This window comes from Streptomyces sp. NPDC020731 (genome assembly GCF_044334705.1).
In the GTDB taxonomy this organism is placed as follows: Bacteria; Actinomycetota; Actinomycetes; order Streptomycetales; family Streptomycetaceae; genus Streptomyces.
The window spans coordinates 45191-71039 of the sequence record NZ_JBIRTN010000018.1 but is presented as its reverse complement, the minus strand read 5'-3'; the positions used below and the strand labels follow the sequence as shown (position 1 = coordinate 71039).

Below are 25849 nucleotides of genomic sequence, written 5' to 3'. Positions count from 1 at the left end.
TCTGAGGCGCCGTCGCCCGAAGCCGGCCTGATCCAAACGACACCCCCTAGACCGGGCCCGCCACCACCGACACCGTCTTCGGCAGGGACAGGCCCGAGCCGTCGCGGCGCGGGTCGGGCACCGGAAGGTCCACCGCGGTGCCGTTCTTCTGCGCGGCCCGGGCCGGGACCGGGCCCGCCCAGGCCAGGGCCAGGCAGTCCTCGCCCTTCAGGAACCGCTGGCAGCGCACGCCGCCGGTGGCCCGGCCCTTGCGCGGGTACTGGTCGAACGGGGTCAGCTTGGCCGTCGTCTGGACCGAGTCGTCCAGCGTGCCCCGTGAACCCGCGACCGTGAACACCATCGCGTCCGCGGCCGGATCGATCGCCGTGAAGGAGATGACCTTCGCCCCTTCGGTGAGCTTGATGCCGGCCATACCGCCCGCGGGACGGCCCTGCGGCCGGACCTGCGCGGCCGGGTAGCGCAGCAACTGCGCGTCGTCGCTGATGAAGACCAGGTCCTCCTCGCCCGTGCGCAGCTCGACCGCGCCGACGATCCGGTCGCCCTCCTTGAGGGTGATGACCTCCAGTTCCTCCTTGTTGGAGGGATAGTCGGGCACCACGCGCTTGACGACACCCTGCTCCGTGCCGAGCGCCAGGCCGGGCGACGACTCGTCGAGCGTGGTCAGGCACACCACCTGCTCGTCGTCCTCCAGGGACACGAACTCGGCCAGGGGCGCCCCGCCCGAGAGGTTCGGCACCGGCATCGTCTCCGGGAGCTGGGGCAGGTCGACGACGTTCAGCCGGAGCAGACGGCCGGCCGAGGTGACGACGCCGATCTCGCCGCGGGCCGTCGCCGGCACCGCCGAGACGATCACGTCGTGCTTGACCCGCTTGGCGTTGTCGGCGAGCGGCGCGTTGTCCGCCGTACGGGCGAGCAGGCCCGTGGAGGACAGCAGCACCCGGCACGGGTCGTCCGCCACCTGCAGCGGTACGGCGGCGGCCGGGGCACCGGCCGACTCCAGCAGCAGCGTACGGCGGTCGTTGCCGAACTTCTTGGCGACCGCGGCCAGTTCCGCGGAGACCAGCTTGCGCAGCTCCGCGTCCGAGTCGAGGATCCGGGTCAGCTCCTCGATCTCCGCGTTCAGCCGTTCCTTCTCGGCCTCCAGCTCGATCCGGTCGTACTTGGTGAGGCGGCGCAGCGGCGTGTCCAGGATGTACTGGGTCTGGATGTCGCTGAGGGAGAACCGCTCCATCAGGCGCTGCTTGGCCTGCGCGGAGTTCTCGCTGGAACGGATGAGGCGGATGACCTCGTCGATGTCCACCAGGGCCGTGAGCAGGCCCTCGACCAGGTGGAGGCGGTCGCGCCGCTTGCCGCGGCGGAACTCCGAACGCCTGCGCACGACGTTGAAGCGGTGGTCGAGGTAGACCTCCAGGAGTTCCTTGAGGCCCAGGGTGAGCGGCTGGCCGTCCACCAGCGCCACGTTGTTGATGCCGAAGGACTCCTCCATCGGCGTCAGCTTGTACAGCTGCTCCAGGACCGCCTCCGGCACGAAGCCGTTCTTGATCTCGATGACCAGACGCAGACCGTGCTCGCGGTCGGTGAGGTCCTTGACGTCGGCGATGCCCTGGAGCTTCTTCGACCCGACCAGGTCCTTGATCTTGCCGATCACCTTCTCCGGGCCGACCGTGAAGGGCAGCTCGGTGACGACGAGGCCCTTGCGGCGGGCCGTCACGTCCTCCACGGCGACCGTCGCGCGGATCTTGAACGTGCCGCGGCCCGTCTCGTACGCGTCCCGGATGCCGGGCAGGCCGACGATCCGGCCTCCGGTGGGCAGGTCGGGGCCCGGGACGTGCTTCATCAGGGCGTCGAGATCGGCGTTCGGATACCGGATCAGATGACGCGCGGCCGCGACGACCTCGCGCAGGTTGTGCGGCGGCATGTTGGTGGCCATGCCGACGGCGATGCCCGACGCGCCGTTCACCAGGAGGTTCGGGAACGCGGCGGGCAGCGCCACCGGTTCCTGCTCCTGGCCGTCGTAGTTGGGTGTGAAGTCGACCGTGTCCTCGTCGATGGACTCGGTCATCAGGCTGGTGGCCTCGGCCATCCGGCACTCGGTGTACCGCATGGCGGCGGGCGGGTCGTCGTTGCCCAGCGAGCCGAAGTTGCCGTGGCCGTCGACCAGGGGGACGCGCATCGAGAACGGCTGCGCCATGCGGACCAGGGCGTCGTAGATCGACGCGTCGCCGTGGGGGTGCAGCTTGCCCATGACCTCGCCGACGACGCGGGCGCACTTCACGTAGCCGCGCTCGGGCCGCAGGCCCATCTCGTTCATCTGGTAGACGATGCGGCGGTGCACCGGCTTGAGGCCGTCGCGCGCGTCCGGCAGGGCGCGGGAGTAGATGACCGAGTACGCGTACTCGAGGAAGGAGCCCTGCATCTCGTCGACGACGTCGATGTCGAGGATCTTCTCCTCGTACGAGTCGTCGGGCGGCGGGGTCTTCGTGCTGCGGCGGGCCATCGCTGCCGGCTCCTTGCTGAAGCGTTTGGACGGGATCTGACGCGGACCATTGTGGACCGTCGCACTGACAGGCGGGACCAGGACCTGGTTGTGGGGGCCCCGGGGAGGGCAGGGTACGGCGCGTGTGCGGTCCGCTCCCGCACGGGGTTCCCGGTGACCGGGGTGCAGCGGGCCGGGGGCGGGGCACGCGGCCCGGCGCCGACAGGATGCCCGCGCGTCCACCCGTGCCGCCCCGGGGGTACCCCCCAGGCCCTTGAGGCACTGGGAGGAGGAACGACTGCCCGCGGGAGCGGCGGCCCCGCATTCTCGCTCTCGGCGTAGCTCACCCCCGGCGGGAACTTCGCCGGGGCTCCGCACGCTTGCATACAGTGGCAGGACCGGCAGAAACGGCGGTTTCGACGACCGCCTCCACGATCGAAGGGACGTACATGCCCATGGGTCACACGGCCACAGCCCAGGCAGGCTCCGGCGGCCTGACAGCGACCGAGCACCGCCTGGCCAACGGCCTGCGCGTGGTGCTCTCCGAGGACCACCTGACCCCGGTCGCCGCGGTGTGCCTCTGGTACGACGTGGGTTCGCGTCACGAGGTCAAGGGACGTACGGGTCTGGCTCACCTTTTCGAGCACCTCATGTTCCAGGGCTCCGCCCAGGTGAAGGGCAACGGTCACTTCGAGCTGGTCCAGGGCGCCGGCGGCTCCCTCAACGGCACCACCAGCTTCGAGCGCACCAACTACTTCGAGACCATGCCCGCCCACCAGCTGGAGCTCGCCCTCTGGCTGGAGGCCGACCGCATGGGCTCCCTGCTGACCGCCCTGGACGAGGAGTCCATGGAGAACCAGCGGGACGTCGTCAAGAACGAGCGCCGCCAGCGCTACGACAACGTCCCCTACGGCACGGCCTTCGAGAAGCTGACCGCCCTCGCCTACCCGGAGGGCCACCCGTACCACCACACGCCCATCGGCTCGATGGCGGACCTGGACGCGGCCACCCTGGAGGACGCCCGCCGGTTCTTCCGCACGTACTACGCGCCGAACAACGCCGTGCTCTCCGTCGTCGGCGACATCGACCCGGAGCGGACGCTCGCCTGGATCGAGAAGTACTTCGGCTCCATCCCGGGCCACGACGGCAAGCCCGCGCCCCGCGACGGCTCGCTGCCCGAGGTCATCGGCGGGCAGCTGCGCGAGATCGTGGAGGAGGAGGTCCCCGCGCGTGCGCTGATGGCCGCCTACCGGCTGCCCGAGGACGGCACGCGCGCGTGCGACGCCGTCGACCTGGCGCTCACCGTCCTCGGCGGCGGCGAGTCCTCCCGGCTCTACAACCGGCTGGTACGACGCGACCGTACGGCCGTGGCCGCCGGCTTCGGCCTGCTGCGGCTGGCCGGGACGCCCTCCCTGGGCTGGCTGGACGTGAAGACGTCCGGCGACGTGGAGGTGCCGGTCATCGAGGCCGCCATCGACGAGGAGCTCGCCCGGTTCGCCGAGCAGGGCCCCACGGCCGAGGAGATGGAACGCGCGCAGGCCCAGTTGGAGCGCGAGTGGCTCGACCGGCTCGGCACGGTCGCCGGCCGCGCCGACGAACTGTGCCGGTACGCCGTCCTGTTCGGCGACCCGCAGCTCGCCCTGACCGCCGTACAGCGCGTCCTGGAGGTGACGGCGGAGGAGGTGCGGGAGGTCGCCAAGGCCCGCCTGCGCCCCGACAACCGCGCGGTGCTCGTCTACGAGCCGGTCGCCGCCGAGGCGGAGGACACCGAGGAAGCCGCCGCGGCCGCGGGCACCGACGAGAACGAGGAGGCGGCGAAGTGACCGAGCTCGCCACGATGGACTTCCACCCGCAGCCGCAGGCGGGCGACGCCAAGCCCTGGGCCTTCCCGGCCCCCGAGCGCGGCACGCTCGACAACGGCCTGACCGTGCTGCGCTGCCACCGCCCCGGCCAGCAGGTCGTCGCCGTCGAGGTGCTCCTCGACGCGCCCCTGGAGGCCGAGCCGGCCGGTCTCGACGGTGTCGCCACGATCATGGCGCGGGCCTTCTCCGAGGGCACCGACAAGCACTCCGCCGAGGAGTTCGCCGCCGAGCTGGAGCGCTGCGGCGGCACCCTGGACGCGTACGCCGACCACCCCGGCGTCCGCCTCAGCCTGGAGGTCCCGGCCTCGCGGCTCACCAAGGGACTCGGGCTGATCGCCGACGCCCTCAGGGCGCCCGCGTTCGCCGACAGCGAGGTCGAACGGCTGGTCCGCAACCGCCTCGACGAGATCCCGCACGAGCTGGCCAACCCCTCCCGCCGCGCCGCCAAGGAGCTCTCCAAGGAGCTGTTCCCGGCGAGTGCGCGCATGTCGCGTCCGCGCCAGGGCACCGAGGAGACGGTCACCGGCATCGACTCCGCGGCCGTACGCGCCTTCTACGAGAAGCACGTCCGCCCCGCCACGGCCACCGCCGTGGTCGTCGGCGACCTCACCGGCATCGACCTGGACGCGCTGCTCGGCGACACACTGGGCGCCTGGACCGGTTCCCCGGCACAGCCGCGGCCCGTTCCGCCGGTGGTCGCGGACGACACCGGCCGGGTCGTGATCGTGGACCGTCCCGGCGCCGTCCAGACGCAGCTGCTGATCGGCCGTATCGGCCCCGACCGGCACGACCGCGTGTGGCCCGCGCAGGTGCTCGGCACGTACTGCCTGGGCGGCACCCTCACGTCCCGCCTGGACCGTGTGCTGCGCGAGGAGAAGGGCTACACCTACGGCGTACGGTCGTTCGGGCAGGTTCTCAGGTCCGCCCCGGACGGGACCGGCGCGGCGATGCTGGCGATCAGCGGCTCCGTCGACACCCCGAACACCGGCCCCGCCCTCGAGGACCTGTGGACGGTGCTGCGCACGCTCGCAGCGGAGGGCCTCACCGACGACGAACGCGACGTCGCCGTGCAGAACCTCGTGGGTGTGGCGCCGCTCAAGTACGAGACCGCCGCGGCCGTCGCGGGCACCCTGGCCGACCAGGTCGAGCAGCACCTGCCCGACCACTACCAGGCCGACCTGTACCGGCAGTTGGCCGCGACCGGCACCGTGGAGGCCACCGCGGCCGTCGTGAACGCCTTCCCGGTGGACCGTCTGGTGACCGTGCTCGTCGGTGACGCGGCGCAGATCAAGGCGCCCGTCGAGGCCCTCGGGATCGGTGAAGTCACCGTCGTGACGGCCGAGTAGCGGGCCGCGAAGGCCGCGCGCGTGGGGCCCTGGTGACACGGAGGTCACCAGGGCCCTCTTGTGCCCGAATCGGGGCGGAAGTTGCCTGTCTGCCCTGTGGGATGCGCTACAAAAACCGGGATTCGTTTGAGGACGGGGGGACGGCCCGCTTAGCGTCATCCGGGCTGTTCGTCGGGCAGTGCGCCGCATCCGCGGCACCGGACAGTCATCGCCGAGTCCCCGTACGGCGCGAGCCAGGGGAGCCGGGGACCCACCTGTAGTCCCTGGGGTGAATCGGACGCCCGCGCGTGTCGCGAGGGGGCCCGTAGGAGACCTTCCTGCTCCGAACCCGTCAGCTAACCCGGTAGGCGAGAGGGAAGGAAAGGACCAGCCTGTACATGGCGTTCACCCGCGCCCCGGGCAAGCACCGTCGTCCCAGCCGTATGCAGCGCGGCACCGCCCGCGCGGCGGGCGTCGCGGCGCTCACCACCACCGGCGTCGTCGGCTCCCTCGCGGCTCCCGCACTCGCCGCCGAACCCGCTGCCGCACAGACCGGCCTCACGCCCGTCGTCACCCTGGGCGACGCGGTCGCCGACCGGATCGACGCCCAGGCGGCCGCCCAGCACGAGGCCGCCCTGGAGGCGGCCGAGGCCGCCGCGCGGAAGGCCGCCGAGGAGGCCGCGCGCGAGAAGGCCGCCGAGGCGGCGGAGAAGGCCCGCGCGGAGAAGGAGCGCGCCGCGCGGGAGGCCGAGCGCGAGCGCCTCAACACCTTCGTCTCCCCGATCCCCGGCTCGTACGTCTCGACCGGTTACAAGACCGGCGGCGCCGTCTGGTCTTCCGGCAGTCACACCGGCGTCGACTTCCACGCCGCGACCGGCACCCCCGTCCAGTCGGTCGGCATCGGCACCGTCGTCGAGGCCGGCTGGGGCGGCTCGTACGGCAACCAGGTCGTCATCAAGATGAACGACGGCACGTACACCCAGTACGGTCACCTGTCGTCCATCGGCGTCTCGGTGGGCCAGCAGGTCGCCGCCGGGCAGCGGATCGGCCTCTCCGGCGCCACCGGCAACGTCACGGGCGCGCATCTGCACTTCGAGGCCCGCACGACCGCCGAGTACGGCTCCGACCTCGATCCCGTCGCCTACCTCCGCGGACACGGCGTGAACCTCTGACCCGCCCGCTTCCCGGTGCCCCGGCTCCCCGAGCCGGGGCACCGGCGTTTCCGGGGAGCGCTTGTCCAAAAAATACGCATGGATTCCGGTCCGCCGTCGTGAATTCCCGCTGATTGCAATAGAGTCACGGAACACACGTCAATCTTCGACGTTTCACGGGGATTAAGCCGGAGGTCGGTCATGCGTATTCCCGCGCACTCGGTGTGCACGGCGATCCGGGACGACATCGTCGCGGGTGTCTACGAGCGCGGCGGCCGGCTCACCGAGGAAGTCCTCGCCCGCCGTTACGGTGTCTCCCGCGTCCCCGTCCGGGAGGCGTTGCGCACGCTGGAGGCCGAGGGGTTCGTGGTGACCCGGCGGCACGCGGGCGCGTGCGTCGCGGAACCCACCGAGCAGGAGGCCGCCGACCTGCTGGAGATGCGCATGCTCCTCGAGCCGCTCGGCGCCTCCCGCGCGGCCCAGCGCCGCACCGAGGCCCATCTGAAGGTGCTGCGCGGCCTGGTCCGGCTGGGGCAGGAACGCGCCCGCCAGGGCAGCAGTGACGACCTGCGGTCCCTGAGCGGGTGGTTCCACGAGACGCTCGCCCAGGCCACCGGCAGCCCGGCACTGACCTCGACGCTGACCCAGCTGCGGCACAAGATCGCCTGGATGTACGCCGCCGAGGGGCCGTCCGACCCGGTGGAGTACTGGGCGGAGCACGGCGTGATCGTGGACGCCGTGGCGCGCGGCGACGGCGACCGCGCGCGGTCCGTCACGGCGCTGCACACCGAGCGCGCGAGTGCCGGGCACCGCCTGCGTTTCGCCTCCGGCGCCGGCCGCGCGGACCGTGTGAGGAACTCGCAACATGCCGTAAACATGCCGAGTCTTCGGCATTAACACGGGTGCCGTATACAAAGAGGGAGCATTTCTCGGGGGGTATTCCTGCTGCCCGTGAAAGGGAAAAGAGAAAGGCCCGCCCGGTGGTCCGGGCGGGCCTTTCGGTTGCGGTGCGTGCCAGTGAAGAGGCATTTCCGCAACCGTGCATGCTCAGACGGTCTCGGGGAGCTCCTCGAGGCCCTCGGAGACCAGCTTCGCCAGACGGTCCAGGGCGGCGTCCGCGCCCTCGACGTCGGACGCGAGGACGATCTCCTCGCCGCCCTGGGCGCCCAGGCCCAGAACAGCCAGCATGGAGGCCGCGTTGACGGGGTTGCCCCCGGCCTTGGCGATCGTCACCGGGACGCCTGCGGCCGTGGCGGCTCGGACGAAGATGGAGGCGGGGCGGGCGTGGAGACCCTCGGCCCAGCCGACGTTGACGCGGCGCTCAGCCATGTGTTGCTGCCCTTCGCTGTTCAGGGTTGTCTAGACCAGTTTCCCACATCGTGAAGCGTGCCCGGAGCGGCATCCGCTCCCGCTCCCGGCGGCAGCCGGACCGCGGCCTCGGTCCGGCTGTCGTCCACCACAGACTGCCTCGCGCCGTTGTCGTACGCGAGCCGTACTCTGGGGCCCATGCAGACCTCGTCGGACCGGCACGAGTATCCCGCCCACTGGGAGGCCGACGTGGTGCTGCGCGACGGTGGTACCGCGCGCATCCGCCCCATCACCGTTGATGACGCCGAGCGCCTGGTCAGCTTCTACGAGCAGGTGTCGGACGAGTCGAAGTACTACCGCTTCTTCGCGCCCTACCCTCGTCTGTCCGCCAAGGACGTCCACCGCTTCACGCACCACGACTTCGTGGACCGGGTGGGACTCGCGGCCACCGTGGGCGGCGAGTTCATCGCCACCGTACGCTACGACCGGATCGGCGCCGACGGGACGCCCGCGTCGGCCCCGGCCGACGAGGCCGAGGTCGCCTTCCTCGTGCAGGACGCCCACCAGGGCCGGGGTGTCGCCTCAGCCCTCCTCGAACACATCGGTGCCGTCGCGCGGGAGCGCGGCATCCGCCGGTTCGCGGCCGAGGTGCTGCCCGCCAACAACAAGATGATCAAGGTGTTCACCGACGCCGGGTACACCCAGAAGCGCAGCTTCGAGGACGGCGTCGTCCGCCTGGAGTTCGACCTCGAACCCACCGACCGTTCCATGGCCGTGCAGTACGCGCGCGAACAGCGCGCCGAGGCACGCTCGGTGCAGCGGCTGCTCGCCCCCGGCTCGGTGGCCGTCGTCGGCGCCGGCCGCGCACCCGGCGGCGTGGGCCGCAGCATCCTCGACAACCTCCGGGACACCGGGTTCACCGGCCGGCTCTACGCCGTGAACAAGGCCCTGGGGGAGGGGGAGGAGGAACTCGGCGGGGTGGCCGCGTTCCGCTCGGTGCGGGACATCGACGGGCCCGTCGACCTCGCGGTCGTCGCGGTGCCCGCCGAGCGGGTCCCCGAGACCGTCACCGAGTGCGGCGAGCACGGCGTGCAGGGCCTCGTCGTCGTCTCCGCCGGTTACGCCGAGTCCGGCCCCGACGGCCGCGACCGCCAGCGCGCCCTCGTACGGCAGGCGCGCGCGTACGGCATGCGGATCATCGGCCCGAACGCCTTCGGCGTCATCAACACCTCCCCGGACGTACGGCTGAACGCCTCGCTCGCCCCGGAGATGCCCCGTCCGGGCCGGATCGGACTGTTCGCCCAGTCCGGCGCCATCGGCATCGCCCTGCTGTCCCGTCTGCACCGGCGCGGCGGCGGCGTCACCGGCGTCACCGGCGTGTCCACCTTCGTCTCGTCCGGCAACCGGGCCGACGTCTCCGGCAACGACGTCCTGCAGTACTGGTACGAGGACCCCGACACCGACGTCGCCCTGATGTACCTGGAGTCCATCGGCAACCCCCGCAAGTTCACCCGCCTCGCCCGCCGGACCGCGGCGGCGAAGCCGCTGGTCGTGGTCCAGGGCGCCCGCCATGGAGCGGGGCCCCGGGGGCACGCCGTACGGGCGACCCGGCTGCCCCACGCGACGGTGTCCGCACTGCTGCGGCAGGCCGGGGTGATCCGCGTGGACACCATCACCGAACTGGTCGACGCGGGCCTGCTGCTCGCCCGCCAGCCCCTGCCGGCCGGACCCCGGGTGGCCATCCTCGGCAACTCCGAGTCCCTGGGCCTGCTCACCTACGACGCCTGCCTCGCCGAAGGACTGCGTCCGCATCCCCCGCTGGACCTCACCGCCGCCGCCTCGGCGGCGGACTTCCACGCCGCGCTGTCCCGCGCGCTGGCCGACGACACGAGCGACGCGGTCGTCGTGACCGCGATCCCGGCGGTGGGGGAGGGCTCGGTCGGCGACGCGGCCCTGGCACAGGCCCTGCGCTCGGCCTCCGCCGCGACCCCGTCCAAGCCCGTCCTGGTGGTCCACGTGGAACTCGGTGGCCTCGCAGCGGCCCTGTCCGCCGCCACCAGCACGGCCCCGCAGGCCCCGACGCCGGCGGCGCCGGCACCACGGCCCCAGGTGGACACCGCTTCCGTGACGGCCCCGCCGGTCCCCGAGGGCGCTCACCTCATCCCCGCCTACCCCGCTTCCGAGCGTGCCGTCCGGGCGCTCGCGCAGGCCGTCGCGTACGCGCAGTGGCGGCGGGAGGCCGCCGAGCCCGGGAAGGTGCCCGGGTACGAGGACATCGACGAGCGGGGCGCGGCCGCGCTCATCGGCGGACTGCTCGCGCGCGGGCAGGGGCTCACCCTGGGCACCGCCGAGACCTGCGACCTGCTCGGCATGTACGGCGTCCATGTGCACCGGGCCCTGCCCGCCCCGGACCCCGACGCCGCCGCCGAGGCCGCGCGCATCCTCGGCCACCCCGTGGCCCTCAAGGCGACCGCCCCCTATCTGAGGCACCGAGCCGACCTGGGCGGCGTCCGTCTGGACCTGGCCGACGAGGAGCAACTACGTCGGGCGTACGCCGAGTTGACGGAGCTGTTCGGCACCCCGGAGGAGCTGCGCCCCGTGGTGCAGCGGATGGCCCCGCGCGGTGTCGACACCGTCGTACGTGCGGTCATCGACCCCGCCGCCGGAGCCGTACTGTCCTTCGGGCTCGCCGGGCCCCCCTCCCAACTGCTCGGGGACATGGCACACCGGCTGATCCCGGTCACCGACCGGGACGCGACCTCGCTGGTGCGATCGATCCGGACCGCCCCGCTCCTGTTCGGCTGGCGCGGCTCGGCACCGGTCGACACCCCCGCGCTGGAGGAGCTGATGCTGAGGGTGTCGCGGCTGGTCGACGATCACCCGGAGGTCGTCGCGGTCACCCTGGAACCGGTGGTCGTCGCCCCGCGCGGCGTGAGCGTCCTGGGCGCGTCCGTACGCCTCGCCCCGCCGCCCGCCCGTGACGACCTCGGCCCGCGGACCCTCCCCGCCTACTGAGCGGTGACTCGCAGTCGGTGGCCCCCCGTAGGATGGGCGTCATGGCCAAGACCAGTACGACGACCCAGGGGCTGCGGACGGCGATCGAGCGCAGCGGCTACTACCCGGCTCTCGTGGCCGAGGCGGTGGAGGCCGCCGTGGGCGGCGAGCCCGTCCGGTCGTACCTGGTCCACCAGGAGACGACGTTCGACCAGAACGAGGTGCGGCGGCATGTCACCGTGCTCGTCCTCACCGGCAACCGCTTCATCGTCAGCCACACCGACGAGCAGGCCGCGGACACCACCTCCCCGACGCCGTACGCCACCACGTCCACGGAGTCGGTCAAGCTCGGCCGGATCTCGTCGATCGTGGTCAGCCGGGTGGTCGCCAACCCGGAGTCGTACAAGCCGGGCACGCTGCCGCGCGAGATCGTGCTCACCATCGGCTGGGGCGCGGTCTCCCGCATCGACCTGGAGCCGGCCGCCTGCGGCGACCCCAACTGCGAGGCCGACCACGGCTACACGGGCAGCTCCACGGCCGACGACCTGAGTCTGCGCGTCAGCGAGGCCGGTGACGGACCGGAGACGGTACGCCAGGCGCTCACCTTCGCGCAGGCCCTGTCCGAGGCGACCGCGGACCAGACACGCTGATGGCACAGCCCACACCCGGCGCGCGCCGCGCACCGGGCGCCCAGTCCGCGTCCGGCGCCCAGCCTGCGTCGGGTGCCCAGCCCGCGCCCGGTGTGCAGCCTGCGTCGGGTGCCCAGCCCGCCTCCGGTGTGCAGCCTGCGCCCGGCGCGCGGCCGGCATCGGGCGTGCGGCCCGGCTCAGACGCGCGGTCCACCCCTGGCGCCCAGCCCGTATCCGGTGCGCGGCCAGGGCCCCGCCCGCGGGCCCCCCACCCCGCGCCGCCCGCCCGCACCGCGCAGTCCACAGCCACGGCGCGGCCGACACCTCCCGCGCAGTCCACGTCCCCCGCGCGGCTCACACCCCCCGCCCGGCCCACGCCACCCCCGCACCCCACTGCCTGGGACGACGCGCACCCGCGACCCCTCGCCCCCGGCTCCGCGCCCCTGCCCGAATACGGCACCGGTTCGCTCGCCGACCTGCTGCCCACGCTCGCCGCCGGTATGGCCGTCCCCGGCATGACCGCCGCGATCCCCGAACTGACCCCCGCCGACCGGAACTGCGTGTTCCTGATCGACGGGCTGGGCTGGGAGCAGCTGAAGGCGCACCCCGGGGAAGCCCCCTTCATGACGTCCCTGCTGGCCGCCTCGCGCGGCGGCACCGGCCGTCCGATCACCGCCGGATACCCGGCGACGACCGCCACCTCCCTGGCCTCCGTCGGCACCGGTCTGCCGCCGGGGGCGCACGGCCTGCCGGGTTACACCGTGCGCAACCCGGACACCGGCGAGCTGATGAACCAGCTGCGCTGGCAGCCCTGGACCCCGCCCCGCCCCTGGCAGCCGTACCCCACCGTCTTCGAGCTGGCCCACCGGGCGGGCGTGCACGCGGCCCAGGTCTCCTCACCGACCTTCGCGAACACCCCGCTGACCAAGGTCGCGCTCAGCGGCGGCACCTTCCTCGGGCGGCTCTCCGGGGAGGAGCGCATGGACACCGCGGCCGAGCAGCTCGCCGCCGCCGACCGTGCCCTGGTCTACACGTACTACGCCGAGGTCGACGGCGCGGGCCACCGCTTCGGTGTCGACTCCGACACCTGGCGCGGCCAGCTCATGTACGTCGACCGCCTGGTCCAGCGCCTGGCCGAACAGCTCCCCCCGCGCAGCGCGCTCTACGTCACCGCCGACCACGGCATGATCGACGTCCCCTTCGACGAGGACCACCGCATCGACTTCGACGAGGACTGGGAGCTGAAGGCCGGCGTCGCCCTGCTCGGCGGTGAGGGCCGCGCCCGGCACGTCTACGCCGTACCGGGCGCCGCCAACGACGTGCTGACCTGCTGGCGCGAGGTGCTCGGCGAGCAGTTCTGGGTGGCCTCGCGCGACGAGGCGATCGAGGCGGGCTGGTTCGGACCGGCGGTCGACGAGCGCGTGTACCACCGGATCGGCGACGTGGTCGCCGCCGCGCGGGACGACGTCCTGCTGATCGCCTCCGAGCGGGAGCCCAGGGAGTCGGCGATGGTCGGCAACCACGGTTCGATGACCCCTGCCGAGCAGCTGGTCCCCCTGCTCGAAGTACGCTCCTGAGTCTCCGCCCGCACACCCCGCCCCGACCTCTTGCCGAAAGGTGCCCGACCTGCCATGCCCGAGCTGGTGTTCTTCTCCGGAACGATGGACTGCGGGAAGTCGACACTGGCTCTCCAGATCGAGCACAACCGTTCGGCACGCGGCCTGACCGGCATGATCTTCACCCGCAACGACCGGGCCGGCGAGGGCAAGCTGTCCTCCCGCCTGGGCCTGGTCACGGACGCGGTGGAGGTCGGCGACGGCGCGGACCTGTACGCGTACCTCGTCGACCACCTCTCGCAGGGCCGGCGCGCGGACTATGTGATCGCCGACGAGGCACAGTTCCTGGCACCGGAGCAGATCGACCAGCTCGCGCGCGTGGTGGACGACCTGGAACTCGACGTGTACGCCTTCGGCATCACGACGGACTTCCGCTCCAAGCTGTTCCCCGGCTCCCAGCGGCTGGTCGAGCTGGCCGACCGGGTCGAGGTGCTCCAGGTCGAGGCCCTGTGCTGGTGCGGCGCCCGCGCCACGCACAACGCCCGCACGGTCGGCGGGGTCATGGTCGTCGAGGGCGCCCAGGTGGTCGTCGGCGACGTCACCGGCTCCGCGGACGAGGTCGGTTACGAGGTCCTGTGCCGCCGTCACCACCGCCGCCGCATGACGGCCGCGACGGCCCACGCGGCAGCACTGTCGCCCGACGTGCTGCCCGTCTCCTCCGCCTGACGCGCCAGCGTCGCCCCGCGCACAGGTGGCGCACGGAAGGCCTCGGTCAAACAAATGATCGACAACGCGGCCGATCCCGCTATGATCTTCCACGGCAAGGCTGTAGCGCAGAGGTCGTCGCGCCCTAGCATCAAGCTGGAGGACGTCGGTTCGAATCCGACCGGCCTTGCCGCCCTTGTCGTGGAGGAACGTCGATAGGCGTCGGTCCGTCCTGGGCGGGCGGAGGGCGATGCCGCCCTCGGCGGGCCGGGCACCGGCGATGGACCGGTGGAGTGGTGATGACGCAGCCGACACCCATGCGCTGCCCGGCGATCGAGCACCCGGACATCCCGATCAGTGACCCTGTCGGCCTGGACCCGCTGCTGGCCCGGCTGAGGTCGGACCGGGCGGTCGGGACCGACGAGACGTTCCCGCTCGGCACCGTGCGCGCGGACGGCCGTGTCGACCTGTGCAAGCAGGGCCTCGGAGCGGCCGGCGCCGCCCGGCTGATGCCCGTCGCCGCCGCCTCACCGCACGCCCGGCACGTCCTGCTCGGCACCAACGCCATCGGCGACGAAGGGGCGTCGACTCTCGCCCGCGCGCTCGTCGGCGGCCACGGCCTGCACACGCTCTACCTCGGCTGCAACCGCATCGGCCCGGAAGGCGTCGTCGCGCTCGCCGACGCGCTCTCCGCGGACGACACCGTCCGCGCCCTGTGGCTCAAGCGCAACCCGGTGGGCGACGACGGCGTGGTGGCGCTCGCCGCGATGCTCCGCCGCAACACCACGCTGCGCACCCTCGACCTGGTCAACACCGGGGTCACCACCGAGGGCCTGCGCGCCCTGCTCGACGCCCTCACCGGCCGCCCGCGCCCGGTGGAACGCCTCTTCCTCGGCGGGAACGGCCTGACCGCCGACGCCGCCGGCCTGCTGGCGGCACTGATCCGGGAGGCGGGCGTGCGTGAGCTGTACCTGCCCGCCAACCACCTCGGCGACGAAGGCGCCGCCGTCCTCGCGGCAGCCGCCGCCGACTCCGGACGGCCGGTGCGCCTCGGGCTGGGCGGCAACGGTATCGGTCCCGCCGGCGCTTGCGCCCTCGCCGACGCCCTGGGCGCCATCGAGACGCTCGACCTGGGACGGCCGATGTCGGAGCGGAGCCTCGGCGCCCCCGCCAACGCCACCGGCGACGAAGGCGCCCGCGCCCTGGCCGCCGCCCTCGCGGGCAGCCCACTGCGCCGACTGGAGCTGTGCCACACCGGGCTCACCGGGCGGGGCGCGAAGTCCCTGCTGGCGGCCGTGCCGGACGACTCACCACTGGAGTACGTCGGTCTGGGGCCGGGACTGCCCCGGAAGGTGAAGCGGTCCTTCACCCGACGTCTGCGGCCCATGGCCGGGGCCCACCCCGACCTACGCGCGATAGGAAGTGTCTACCGGTGAGCCGCCGCCCCGAACCCCCTTGCTTCTCCCCGGAGGAGGCGGCGAGCCGGCGGCGGATCCGCCGCTACGCGGTGCCCCGGCGGATGATCGAGCGCGCGACCGAACGCCGTACGGCAGGTGACTGGCGGGGCGCGTGCGCGGCGGCCGGCGTGGACGTCGACATCGACCTGCCGGAGGTCGCCGAGCACTGCGGCGGCGACGTCGCCGTGGCGCTGGAGGACGATCTGCTCCACCTGGCCCCGGACCTGGTGCGCTGGCACCTGCCCCGGGTACTGGGCGGATGGACCACCCTCGACACCGACCGGACCGTGGTCCTCGCCCGCTACCGGCCGGTGCGGGCGGGCGAAGGCCCCCGCTCCACGCCGTACCTGCACCTCACCACGCCCGCGATGCTGGAGGGCCCGCAGCGGATCACCCTGCGTTTCCGGACGATCGCGGACGAGGAGACCGCCGGCGTCTTCGGACGCCCGACCGAGGACTGGCGGTACGCCCGGCACCTGTGGGACGCACGCCGCACCGCCGAACTGCGCGAGCGGTGCGGCGGGACCGACCGGCCCCCCTTCTTCCACCCCGACGGCCGCCCACGCCGTACGGACGAACTGCCCACGGCCGATCCCGGCCCCGCCGACGCGGCGACCCGGGCCGAGTGGGTCACCCTGCTGCACCAGAAGGGCGAGGTCGAGGCGGCCTTCGCCGCCGCCGGGATCGAACTCGACCTGACACCCCCGACCGGCCCCGGCTGGTACCGGGCCGATCCGGCGGTGCTCCTCGGCAGGATCGCGTTCGACCACACCCGCCTGGAACGGGAGGTCCGCCGGCTGACGGACGAGGGCGTCGGGGACCGCTTCCTCGCCGCCGGCGACTGGCGCACCTGCGTCCTGCTGGAGCCGACGGCCCCCGGCGGTCGCACCGCTCTCCGGGCGAGGGCCGTCGGCCGCGAGGAGGCCAAGGGCGTACCCTTCCTGGCCGAAGCGCTCTGGCGCCGGCTCCCCGACCTCGACCTGATGCGCGTCGGCGGGGTCGAACCGGAACACCTGCATCCGCTGGTCCGCGAGGCGCTGTTCCCCGACCTCCGGGGCGCCGACGGGCCCGGCGGCCCGCCGGGCCCCGCCGTCCCCGAACCCGTCCGGGTGCGCTGCCGCGGTGAATGGCACGAGGTGGGCTTTCGCGCGGGCGGTCTGCTCCGCATGCCGCACAGCGACGAGGAGCAGCGGCGCGAGCGGGCCCTGCGCGCGTTCGGCGGCGCCGTCGCCGGGTGCTTCGCCGTCGAGCAGACCTGGGCGTCCGGCAGCGGCCGGCTGCCCAGGGCACTGCGAGCCCAGCGCCAGGACCTGTTCCTGCGAGCCCAGCACGGCGACACCCACGGCGTGCTCCACCTCCTGGACGCCGGCGTGGATCCCCGGGTCCGCGACGCCTCCGGACGCTCACTGCTCCACGTACTGCATCTCCTCGACCACGAACCGCTCCTGCCCCGGCTGCTCGCGGCGGGGCTCGACCTGGAGGCCCGGGACCAGCGGGACCGTACTCCGCTGTTCGTGGCGGTCAACGACGGCGGTTCCAGGGCCCTGGTGGAAGCCCTCCTCGCCGCCGGCGCCCGGACCGACGCGGTCGACCAGTCGGAGCTTTCGCTTGCCCACCTCGTCCGCCGGTACAAGCGGTCCGACCTGATCTTCCTGCGGCGGCGGGTGCGGGAGGAACATCCGGGCGCGGGCGGCGACTGGTGGGAGGACTGGATGGACCAGTACGAGAGATACCGCGAGGACCAGTACGACGGCGAGGACGTGCCCTTTTGAACACCGACCCCGGCCTGCTGGCCGCCGCCGACGACCTCGTCGGCAGGCTGCGCACGCACCGCACCGAACCCGCCGCCAACCCCCAACTGGAGGCGCTCGCCCTGGCCGTGACGGCCAACCAGCCCGTCCTCCTGTGGGGCGAACCCGGCATCGGCAAGTCCGCGGGCCTGGAGCAGCTCGCCGCCGGACTCGGCCTCCCGCTGGAGACGGTCATCGCCAGCGTGCACGAGCCGTCGGACTTCGCGGGACTGCCGATCGTCGGGGACGACCCGGCCACCACCGGCGTGCCGATGGCCCCGCCCGACTGGGCGGTCCGGCTCACCCGCGCCGGCCAGGGCCTGCTCTTCTTCGACGAACTGTCCTCCGCGCCCCCGGCCGTGCAGGCGGCGCTGCTGCGGGTCGTCCTCGAACGCCGGGTCGGCAGCCTCGTCCTGCCCGACGCGGTGCGCATCGTCGCCGCCGCCAACCCGCCGTCGAGCGCCGCCGACGGCTGGCACCTCAGCCCGCCGCTCGCCAACCGCTTCGTCCACCTCGACTGGACCCACGACCCGGCCACGGTCGCGCGCGGCATGGCCGGCACCTGGCCGGAGGTGGCCGTTCCCGCGGTCGATCCGGCCAAGGTGCCCGGTGCCGTCGCGCGGGCCCGCGGCGCCGTCTCCGGTTTCCTCACGGCCCGCCCGGGACTGGTCCACCACATCCCCGCCGACGCCGAGAGCCGGGGCCGCTCATGGCCGTCCCCGCGCACCTGGGAGATGGCGCTGCGGCTGCTCGCCACGGGATATGCGACCGGCGCCGGCCGCGAGGCCACGGCCGCCGCGCTCACCGGTGCCGTCGGGGACGGCGCGGGCATCGAACTGCTGTCGTACCTGGAACACCTCGATCTGCCCGACCCCGAGCGGGTCCTCGCCGACCCCGACGCGTTCGCCCTGCCCGAGCGCGGCGACCGCCAACTCGCCTTCCTCATCGCGGTCGTCGCCGCCATCCAGAGCGACCTCACCCGGCCCCGCTGGGAGGCCGGCTGGACGGTCCTGGCCAAGGCCGTGGACGCGGGCGTACCGGACGTGGCCGCCCGGGCCGCCACCGACCTCGCGTCGATGCGCCGGCTCGACTGGCCCGTACCCCCCGGCATCGACGGCTTCCTGGACCTGCTGCAGATGTCCGGGGCCCTGCCCGGCGGCCGCTGAGGCACACGGGCATGACGAAACCCGGCAGCGGCCTGGACACGACCAAACTGCTCGCGGCCCGCTACCGCGCGGCGAACGACCGCCCGTATCTGGCGTCGGCCCTGTACGCCCTCACCGTCGTGCCGAGCCACGAGGTGCCGACCATGGGCGTGGACCGCCACTGGCGCTGCTACGTGTCGCCCGCCTTCGTCGACGCGACCCCCGTGGAGGAACTCGCGGGCGTCTGGATCCACGAGGCGGCGCACCTGCTGCGCGACCACCACGGCCGCGCCGGCCGGCTTCCCGCCGCCGACCAGCGCGACCGGTACCGCGTCAACGTCGCCCAGGACTGCGAGATCAACGACGACCTCCTCACCGACGGCCTGCGCCTGCCCGCCGGACGCGTCGAGCCCCGCCTCTACGGCCTGCCCGAAGGCCAGTTGTTCGAGACGTACCTGCCCCAACTGCCCCCGCACGTACAAGAACACGACTGCGGCTCGGGCGCCCACGGCCGTCCCGCGCCCTGGGACCTCCCCGGAACCGCCGGCCCCGCCGCCCTCGGTGACGTCGAGGCCCAGGCACTGCGCCGGCACACCGCCGAGGCGATGCGCGCCCACCACCGTTCCCGAGGCACCCTGCCCGCGGGCTGGCAGCGCTGGGCCGAGGAACTCCTGGAACCCACGGTGGACTGGCGGCAGGCGCTGTCCGGCGCGGTCCGGGAAGCCGCCGCGTGGGCCGCCGGAGCCGTCGACTACACCTACCGCCGCCCGTCGCGCCGTACCCCGGCGCTGCGCGGCGTCGTCCTGCCCAGCCTGCGCCGCCCGCTGCCCCGGGTGGCCGTCGTCGTCGACACCTCGGGCTCGATGGGCGACGCGGAACTCGCGGCCGCCCTGGGGGAGGTCACGGGCGTCCTGCGCGAGGTCGGCGTGCGCGGCAACCGCGTCACCGTCCTCGCCTGCGACGCCGACGTGCACGCCGTGTCCCGGGTGACGGCCACCGAGCAGGTCACCCTCGGCGGCGGAGGCGGCACGGACATGCGCGTCGGCATCGAAGCGGCCCTCGCGGCCCGAGACCGCCCCACGATCGTCATCGTCCTCACCGACGGCTTCACCCCCTGGCCGGACGAGGTCCCGTCCTGCCGCCTCATCGCGGCCCTGATCGGCCCCGACGCGCCACAGCCCCCGCACTGGGTGGAGACGGTACGGGTCACCGCCTGACGGCCGTCGCGGACGACGCGGGTGGTCAGGGCAGGATCGTGACGGCGCTCGACCATTTCAGGCCAAGCCGTTCCTGCGACGCCATGTGCAGGAACTGGAAGCCCTCCAGCTCACGTGCCCGGCGCAGCGGCCCCACGTCCAGAGGGCGCAGCCCCGCGGAGGAGACGAGCTCGGAGACGGTCGTCCTGGCGCCCTCGTCGTCCCCCGCGATGAAGACATCCAGCGGCCGGCCTCCCACCTCGCCGGTGGCGAGCGGTCCGGCGAAGGTGGTGTTGAAGGCCTTCACCACGTGGGCCCCGGGCACGGCGGCGGCGATCTGCTCGGCAGCCGAGGTGCCGGGCTCACGACGAGCGAGTCGAAGGTGGAGAAGTCCACGGGGTTGGAGATGTCGACGACGACCTTCCCCGCCAGCGCGCCGGACCACGCGGCGGCCACGTCACGCCCGGCCGGATAGGGCACGGCAAGCACCACGATGTCGGCGTCGGCCACCGCGCCCTCGTCCACCGATGCGACGTCCGCCCCGGAGACATCCTGGCTCAGCGCCGTGGCCAGGTCGTCCGCCTTGGCCCGCGTACGGTCGTACAGGCGGAGGGAGTGTCCGCCCGCCAGCGTCCGGGTACCGATGCCACGAGCCATGTTCCCGGCACCGGCGATGGTGACGATCATGCGTTGCTCCGTACGTCGTGGGCGGCCCGGCGAGGACCGTGCGCGGTTCACGCCGCTCGCGTGCCTCTTCACCGTGACACCGCCGGGCGGCCTCTGCCACCGCTGTCGGGAGGGAGGGGAGGACGACTCCCGCAACGGCCCGGAACGGACCCGGTCCGCGATCCCTGATCGTTCCCGAGCCCGCTGGGTAGGTTGACCGGCATGACTGAGCTCGGTCCCGTCGCCTGGCCACCGGCCCCGATCAGGACCGAGAGGCTGGTGCTCCGTGAGCCCGGGGCCCGGGACCGTGCGGCGGTCATCGAGCTGCTGGCCTCGCCGGAGGTGGGCACCTACCTCGGTGGCCCTCGACCGCGTGATGAGCTCGAGCGCGAGACACCCGGGACGCCCAGCCGGCGCCCCGGCCGTTTCGTCGTCGATCTCGGCGGAGCGATGATCGGCCGGATCACGCTCTGCAGGAACACGGGACACCTTCGTCAGGCTGCCGGGAAGGCCGAGCTCGGCTACCTGTTCCTGCCACGGGCGTGGGGACACGGGTACGCCGCCGGGGCGTGTGCGGCCGCGCTCGACTGGTTCGCCGGCGCGCTTCCCGGCGAATTTGGAGAATCGGCTCCGGTTCAGTCGCCGAGAGTGAACGCGAGTCCACCCGACCGTAGTTCGTCCTCGGTTTGAGCGAGCCCGCCGCGGCGGGAGACCTCGACCGTGTAGAACTTCGAACCCGGCGTGATGTCGTTGACCGTGGAGGGGAACTCGCAGCCCAGCTCCGTTTTCTGGCCGAGGCCCAGACTGTCCTTGGTGACGAGGGTCCCGGCAGCGTCGGTGACGCTGACCTGGGCGCCGAAGTCGATGCCGGAGTGACCGTCCGTTCCGGTACAACGGGGACGACGCTGCCTCCAGGTAGGGAACCGTCCGCTGACGGGAACTGGCCAAGGCACTTTGAGTGTACGAGCGTCAGACCCGTTCCGACGAGGTCAACTCGACGAGGCCTGCCCATGCCTCACGCGAGACGGTGAGTACGGGGCCGGCCTCAGCCTTCGAGTCCCGGACGTGCACGACTGCCGTGGTGGCTGCTACCTCTACACAATCGCCGCCCTCGGTTCCGCTGTAGCTGCTCTTGAACCAGGCCAGGCCGGAGGCGACGGTCGAGGACTCAGCGTTGGTCATAGTGATCCCAGCACCCCTTCGATGAGCTCCAGTGACTCTCGCGGACTGAGAGCCTGTGATCGGATAATCCCATAGCGGGCGGCGGCCAGAACCCCTTGCTCCGGGTCAGTCTGTAGAGAGCCGATTCCTTGTGCCTCGGCGTACACGAACTTCTTGCCGTCCTTCCGAGTCACAACGGTGAACGGTCCGTTCACGCCGGCGTTGTCCTCGCGGTCGACCGGCATGACCTGGATCTCGACGTTGCACCTCTGCCCGATCAGCAGCAGATGCTCCAACTGCCCGCGCAGCACGGACTTGCCCCCGTAAGGGCGTCGCAGGATCGCTTCGTCGAGTACGAAGCTCAGGAGCGGGGCGGGCCGACGATCGAAGATGTCCCGCCGGGCCAGCCGTGCTGCCACCCGCTGCTCGATGGTTTCCTCATCCAGGGGAGGCCGTCTCATGGCGAGCAGCGCCCTCATGTACTCCTCAGTTTGAAGCAACCCCTTGACCACCAAGGTGTCGTAGGCGACCAGCTCAACGGCCTCCTTCTCCAAGGCCGCCATCCCCTGAAAGAACACCGGATACTGAGCCCGCTCCACCTGCTCCTTCCACAGGCACAGCAGTCCACCCGCTCCCAGCACCTCATCCGCCCGCTCGATCGCCCGGGGCGTCGGAATCCTTCGTCCCTGCTCGAACGACGCGATGGTGGACGCCGAGTACCCGAGCCGCCGCCCGAACTCCTCGCGCTCCAGCCCCTCCCGCACCCGCAGCGTCTTCATGGTCTGCCCGAACGCGACCACGACGCCCCGCCCCGAATCGCCCTCCGGCCGCTGCCCGGCCCCGTCGTCGTTCTCCCACCCGTCCCCGAGACTCACGACCGCCGCTCCCACGCCGCCGCCGTCGCTGTTCTCACGCTCCCCGGGAACCGCCTCGGCCCCGGCCTCCGCACCCGTGCGCTCCGCCATGTCCACCACCGCCTCTTTCGCTCAACGCCCCCGCAAGGAACGCCGTCACGGCGCGCAGCTCCGACACGCGCGTACAACACGGGTACAGCCGCCCTCTGTCGCTGCGTCACCACTGGTCACGCTATGCGACCGACGGGACCGTGAAGGGCGTGACGACGAAACCCATCAACCCCACCGGCATCACCCAACCCACCACTCCCCGGACCCCCTTGAAGGCACCCTCGCCACCGGCCCCCGCCTTCGAGATGCGCTTCACCTCCACACCGCGCGGAGCCCGTCTCGCCCGCCGCCTCGTGGCCGTCCGCCTGGACGCGTGGGGCATCCCGTACGGCACCGACCCGCACGACGCGATCGTGCTGATCGTCGCTGAGCTCACCGCGAACGCCGTGAGCCACGGCCACGTCCCCGGCCGGGACTTTCACCTCCGCCTCCACGCGACCCCCGACGGCCGCGCCGTGCGCGTCGAGGTCACCGACACCCGCACCGAACGCCACCCCCGCCGCCCCACCGCCCCGGAGGAGACCGACGGCACCGACGAGACCGGCCGCGGACTGCTCCTCGTGACGCAGCTCGCGACCCGCTGGGACTGGCACCCGCGCCCGGACGGCCCGGGCAAGACCGTCTGGGCGGAGTGCACTCTTCCGACTCTCCGCGGAGGCGCGTGCCCACCGGGCCGCGACCCGACCGCGAGGGAACAGGTTGCTCTGGACGCCGAACTGGACCGGCGGCTCGGTGAGGCGGGCGCGCGGTGAGCGAATAGCCTCATGTCGGGGAGCCGCTGGGACTCTCAGCGCGGCGGCTCGGGCCCCTTCGGCGCACCAGGGCTTCGGCGTCCAGGTGTCCATGATCAAGGGGAAGTTTCAAACCAGGCATTGCCCTCAAAGGTCGTCGATCCGAACCAGGCGACGCCCTCGAAAATCGCCGCTCCGAACCAGGCAACGCTCTTGAAAACCGTTGACCTGAACCCGGCATCGCTCCGGAAGGTTGTCGACTCGAACCGTGCACTGCCCTGGAAGGTCGCAGATCCGAACTCGCCGTCACCTTGGAAGGTCGTCGACTCGAACCGGGCGTCACCAAGGAGGGGATGCCCGGTGACGGGGTCGTGGAGGGCATGGAGGAGGGCGTCGAGAAGGGGCTCGGTGAAGGGAGTGCCGCGGTGGTCGATGTCGGCGCCGGGCGTCAGTCCGGCGAGACACGCCGGCCTCCGCGCAGGCGCGGCGCGGCTCCTGGAAGTCGGCCGCACCCTGCCGAGCAAGGCCGACCGTCTCTACCTCGTGCTCTCCGAACCGCCTGCCGAACCGTGGTCCGCCGGCTCCATCCGTGACGTCTTCACGGTCGAGGTCATCTGGCGCACCACTGACGGCTGGGAGGGCGGCGAAGCCGGTACGGCCCTGGGGACGGGCTGAGGGGGACGGTGCCGCCCGGCCTGAACGGCCGGCAGGGCAGTGCCCGGCCTCAGTCGATGAGGGCGGGGCCCGCCCCGGCCGCCCGGATCGCGGGCCGTCACGCCGCGACGCGCCCGCTCACGCCCCGCTCCGGGCGACTGCGCTCCAGCCCTGTTCCAGGAGGTCGAAGGCCCGGTCGACGACCTCGCGGGGGGTGTCGTGGGGGTAGGCCGCGCGGGGGGCTTCGAGGGCGAAGTGGGCCAGGGCGGTGCAGGCGGGGTCATCCGCGGGGAGGCCGCTCTCCTCGGCGATGACCCGGGCGAGCGCCGTAGCGTGGCGCAGCCACATCTTCTGGGCGTAGTCGCGCAGCGCGGGGGTGCCGGCCACCAGGCCGGCGAAGGCGGTGAAGCGGGCGTCGCTGTCGGCGGAGACCAGCCGGGTGGTCAGGGCGTGTTCACGCAGCGCGGCGGGGATCGACCGGCCCTCGGGGCGCTCGCGGACGGCCGCGAGCAGGTGGGTCTCCTGGTCGGCGTCCTCGTCGAAGACGAGGGCCTCCTTGACCGGGAAGTGCTTGAACAGGGTGGTGGTGGAGACGTCGGCGGCGTCCGCGATCTCGCGGATGCCGACCTCGTCGTACCCGCGCTCCAGGAACAGGCGCAGCGCGGCGTCGGCGATGGCCTGGCGGGTGGCGGCCTTCTTGCGTTCGCGGCGCCCGATGGGTGCGGGGGAGGGATCTGTCGCAGTGTCGGTCGTCGTTCTCGGCATGCCGACATCCTATCTCCTTGGTTGACCCACTTCAAAAGTTGAATTGTTGCACTTATTGAGTTGGTGTGTTTTTCTGGGGCGGTGGCTGCGAGGCACTGCCCGGCCCCTCTCTCCCCCTCGGGACCGCACCGAACGAACGGAGCACACCATGAACACCACCCCCACACCCCGCATCGCCGTCATCGGCGCCGGCCCCGGCGGCCTGACCTGCGCCCGCATCCTTCAGCAGCACGGCATCACCGTCACCGTCCACGACCGCGACGCCGGCCCCGACGCCCGCGACCAGGGCGGCACCCTCGACCTGCACGCCGACGACGGCCAGATCGCCCTGCGCGAAGCCGGTCTCCTGGAGGAGTTCTTCCGGCTGGCCCGTCCCGAGGGGCAGGAGATGCGCCAGCTGGACCCGGCCGGCACGGTCCTCTTCCACCACGTTCCCGAGCAGGACGAGCGGTTCAAGCCGGAAATCGACCGCGGCCAACTGCGCGACCTGCTGCTCGGCTCGCTCCGGCCCGGCACCGTGTGCTGGAACCACACCCTGCGTTCCGTCGGTGGCCCCGCCGAAGGCCCCCGGCAGCTGCACTTCACCGACGGCACCACCGTCGAGGCAGACCTCGTCATCGGCGCCGACGGCGCCTGGTCCAAGGTCCGCCACGCCGTCTCCCGGGCCACCCCCCGGTACAGCGGCGTGAGCTTCCTGGAAGCCTGGTTCCACGACGTCACGACCCGGCACCCCGACATCGCCGAGCTCGTCGGCCGGGGCAGCGCCGCCGCGGCCGACGGTGACCGCGGCCTGTTCGCCCAGCGCAACAGCGGCGACCACATCCGCGTCTACCTCATCCAGCGCGTCCCGGCCGACTGGATCACCGCCGGCGGCCTCACCCCCCAGGACACCGACGGCATCCGCGCCCGCCTCCTGGAGCGCTACCGCGACTGGTCACCCCGCCTGCGCCGGCTGATCACCGACAACGACGGCCACTACGTCGACCGCCCGATCCACGCCCTCCCGGTCCCGCACACCTGGGAGCACAACCCCACGGTGACCCTGCTCGGTGACGCCGCCCACCTCATGCCCCCGCTCGGCGTCGGCGTCAACCTCGCCATGCTGGACGCCTGCGAACTCGCCCTCGCCCTCGCCCGCCACGACACCGTCGGCGAAGCCGTCCGCGCCTACGAGAAGACCATGCTTCCCCGTTCCACGGAGATGGCCCGGCTCCTCGACGGCGCCGCCACCGAGCTGCTCTCCACCGAGCTGCCCGACTTCGCCACCGTCGACAACCACTGACGCCCCGGGGCGGGCCGAGGGGCAACCGGCT

23 protein-coding genes, 1 pseudogene and 1 riboswitch are annotated in these 25849 nt (G+C 72.8%); of the genes and pseudogenes, 16 read left to right on the top strand and 8 right to left on the bottom strand.

Annotation, left to right across the window (positions count from 1 at the left end; genetic code table 11):
• Positions 1-46: 46 nt before the first annotated feature.
• Positions 47-2497, bottom strand: coding sequence for a DNA topoisomerase (ATP-hydrolyzing) subunit A (locus tag ACH4VX_RS26165; RefSeq protein WP_398370569.1), 2451 nt, complete (start codon positions 2495-2497; stop codon positions 47-49).
• A gap of 428 nt (positions 2498-2925) precedes the next feature.
• Between ACH4VX_RS26165 and ACH4VX_RS26160 the strand changes: the two genes are divergently transcribed.
• The 4 genes from ACH4VX_RS26160 to ACH4VX_RS26145 all read left to right on the top strand — a co-directional run bounded on the left by ACH4VX_RS26160 (position 2926) and on the right by ACH4VX_RS26145 (position 7711).
• Entirely contained in the window at positions 2926-4299 is a 1374-nt protein-coding gene (locus tag ACH4VX_RS26160) for a M16 family metallopeptidase (protein WP_398370568.1), read from the top strand.
• Positions 4296-5684: a M16 family metallopeptidase gene (locus ACH4VX_RS26155; protein WP_398370567.1), complete on the top strand. Its 1389-nt coding sequence runs from the start codon at positions 4296-4298 to the stop codon at positions 5682-5684. The genes ACH4VX_RS26160 and ACH4VX_RS26155 overlap by 4 nt, the downstream gene beginning before the upstream one ends.
• 199 nt (positions 5685-5883) lie before the next feature.
• Positions 5884-6049, top strand: a riboswitch (cyclic di-AMP (ydaO/yuaA leader).
• 12 nt (positions 6050-6061) lie between these two features.
• Positions 6062-6835, top strand: a complete 774-nt coding sequence (locus ACH4VX_RS26150; protein WP_398370566.1) for a M23 family metallopeptidase — start codon at positions 6062-6064, stop codon at positions 6833-6835.
• 180 nt (positions 6836-7015) lie between these two features.
• Positions 7016-7711: a GntR family transcriptional regulator gene (locus ACH4VX_RS26145; RefSeq protein ID WP_398370565.1), complete on the top strand. Its 696-nt coding sequence runs from the start codon at positions 7016-7018 to the stop codon at positions 7709-7711.
• 150 nt (positions 7712-7861) lie between these two features.
• On the opposite strand, the gene ACH4VX_RS26140 is transcribed toward ACH4VX_RS26145, so the two are convergent.
• Positions 7862-8143: an HPr family phosphocarrier protein gene (locus ACH4VX_RS26140; protein ID WP_398370564.1), complete on the bottom strand. Its 282-nt coding sequence runs from the start codon at positions 8141-8143 to the stop codon at positions 7862-7864.
• Positions 8144-8320: 177 nt separating this feature from the next.
• Here ACH4VX_RS26140 and ACH4VX_RS26135 point away from each other — a divergent pair, with 177 nt between their 5' ends.
• From ACH4VX_RS26135 to ACH4VX_RS26100, 8 genes are all read left to right on the top strand, one after another.
• The gene (locus ACH4VX_RS26135; RefSeq protein ID WP_398370563.1) at positions 8321-11137 is read left to right on the top strand and encodes a GNAT family N-acetyltransferase; all 2817 of its coding nucleotides are present in this window, start codon (positions 8321-8323) and stop codon (positions 11135-11137) included.
• Between the two features lie 41 nt (positions 11138-11178).
• Positions 11179-11766, top strand: coding sequence for a DUF5998 family protein (locus tag ACH4VX_RS26130; protein ID WP_398370561.1), 588 nt, complete (start codon positions 11179-11181; stop codon positions 11764-11766).
• Positions 11767-12245: 479 nt separating this feature from the next.
• Entirely contained in the window at positions 12246-13322 is a 1077-nt protein-coding gene (locus ACH4VX_RS26125; RefSeq protein ID WP_398370559.1) for an alkaline phosphatase family protein, read from the top strand.
• Between the two features lie 54 nt (positions 13323-13376).
• Complete coding sequence (locus ACH4VX_RS26120; protein WP_398370557.1) at positions 13377-14027, top strand: thymidine kinase; 651 nt, start codon at positions 13377-13379, stop codon at positions 14025-14027.
• Between the two features lie 278 nt (positions 14028-14305).
• The gene (locus tag ACH4VX_RS26115; protein WP_398370555.1) at positions 14306-15442 is read left to right on the top strand and encodes a gala protein; all 1137 of its coding nucleotides are present in this window, start codon (positions 14306-14308) and stop codon (positions 15440-15442) included.
• A complete protein-coding gene (locus ACH4VX_RS26110; RefSeq protein ID WP_398370554.1) occupies positions 15439-17235 on the top strand; it encodes an ankyrin repeat domain-containing protein in 1797 nt (598 codons plus the stop codon). The genes ACH4VX_RS26115 and ACH4VX_RS26110 overlap by 4 nt, the downstream gene beginning before the upstream one ends.
• The gene (locus tag ACH4VX_RS26105; protein ID WP_398370552.1) at positions 17232-18419 is read left to right on the top strand and encodes an AAA family ATPase; all 1188 of its coding nucleotides are present in this window, start codon (positions 17232-17234) and stop codon (positions 18417-18419) included. The genes ACH4VX_RS26110 and ACH4VX_RS26105 overlap by 4 nt, the downstream gene beginning before the upstream one ends.
• An 11-nt stretch (positions 18420-18430) precedes the next feature.
• Positions 18431-19615, top strand: coding sequence for a VWA-like domain-containing protein (locus ACH4VX_RS26100; protein WP_398370551.1), 1185 nt, complete (start codon positions 18431-18433; stop codon positions 19613-19615).
• Between the two features lie 25 nt (positions 19616-19640).
• Here ACH4VX_RS26100 and ACH4VX_RS26095 read toward each other — a convergent pair whose 3' ends face one another.
• Complete coding sequence (locus ACH4VX_RS26095; RefSeq protein WP_398370549.1) at positions 19641-19919, bottom strand: NADPH-dependent F420 reductase; 279 nt, start codon at positions 19917-19919, stop codon at positions 19641-19643.
• Positions 19898-20281, bottom strand: coding sequence for an NAD(P)-binding domain-containing protein (locus ACH4VX_RS26090; protein WP_398370547.1), 384 nt, complete (start codon positions 20279-20281; stop codon positions 19898-19900). Before ACH4VX_RS26090 ends, ACH4VX_RS26095 begins: the two co-directional genes overlap by 22 nt.
• 201 nt (positions 20282-20482) lie before the next feature.
• Between ACH4VX_RS26090 and ACH4VX_RS26085 the strand changes: the two are divergent.
• Positions 20483-20875 (top strand): annotated as a pseudogene (locus tag ACH4VX_RS26085) (GNAT family N-acetyltransferase); the annotation flags it as partial.
• A 20-nt stretch (positions 20876-20895) separates the two neighbouring features.
• Here the strand turns inward: ACH4VX_RS26085 and ACH4VX_RS26080 are convergent.
• The 3 genes from ACH4VX_RS26080 to ACH4VX_RS26070 are packed head-to-tail and all read right to left on the bottom strand — an operon-like array spanning position 20896 to position 22386.
• Entirely contained in the window at positions 20896-21213 is a 318-nt protein-coding gene (locus tag ACH4VX_RS26080) for a hypothetical protein (protein WP_398370545.1), read from the bottom strand.
• Between the two features lie 16 nt (positions 21214-21229).
• Positions 21230-21442 (bottom strand): DUF397 domain-containing protein, encoded by a 213-nt coding sequence (locus ACH4VX_RS26075; RefSeq protein ID WP_398370543.1) that lies wholly within the window; start codon positions 21440-21442, stop codon positions 21230-21232.
• Entirely contained in the window at positions 21439-22386 is a 948-nt protein-coding gene (locus tag ACH4VX_RS26070) for a helix-turn-helix domain-containing protein (protein ID WP_398370542.1), read from the bottom strand. Before ACH4VX_RS26070 ends, ACH4VX_RS26075 begins: the two co-directional genes overlap by 4 nt.
• 149 nt (positions 22387-22535) lie before the next feature.
• Here ACH4VX_RS26070 and ACH4VX_RS26065 point away from each other — a divergent pair, with 149 nt between their 5' ends.
• Together ACH4VX_RS26065 and ACH4VX_RS26060 are read left to right on the top strand one after the other, a co-directional pair.
• Positions 22536-23138: an ATP-binding protein gene (locus ACH4VX_RS26065; RefSeq protein ID WP_398370540.1), complete on the top strand. Its 603-nt coding sequence runs from the start codon at positions 22536-22538 to the stop codon at positions 23136-23138.
• Positions 23139-23525: 387 nt separating this feature from the next.
• A complete protein-coding gene (locus tag ACH4VX_RS26060) occupies positions 23526-23792 on the top strand; it encodes a hypothetical protein (RefSeq protein WP_398370538.1) in 267 nt (88 codons plus the stop codon).
• Between the two features lie 117 nt (positions 23793-23909).
• Here ACH4VX_RS26060 and ACH4VX_RS26055 read toward each other — a convergent pair whose 3' ends face one another.
• Positions 23910-24536, bottom strand: coding sequence for a TetR/AcrR family transcriptional regulator (locus ACH4VX_RS26055; RefSeq protein WP_398370536.1), 627 nt, complete (start codon positions 24534-24536; stop codon positions 23910-23912).
• Positions 24537-24684: 148 nt separating this feature from the next.
• Here ACH4VX_RS26055 and ACH4VX_RS26050 point away from each other — a divergent pair, with 148 nt between their 5' ends.
• On the top strand, positions 24685-25818 hold the full coding sequence (locus ACH4VX_RS26050; protein ID WP_398370535.1) for an FAD-dependent oxidoreductase: 1134 nt from the start codon (positions 24685-24687) through the stop codon (positions 25816-25818).
• Positions 25819-25849: the final 31 nt, after the last annotated feature.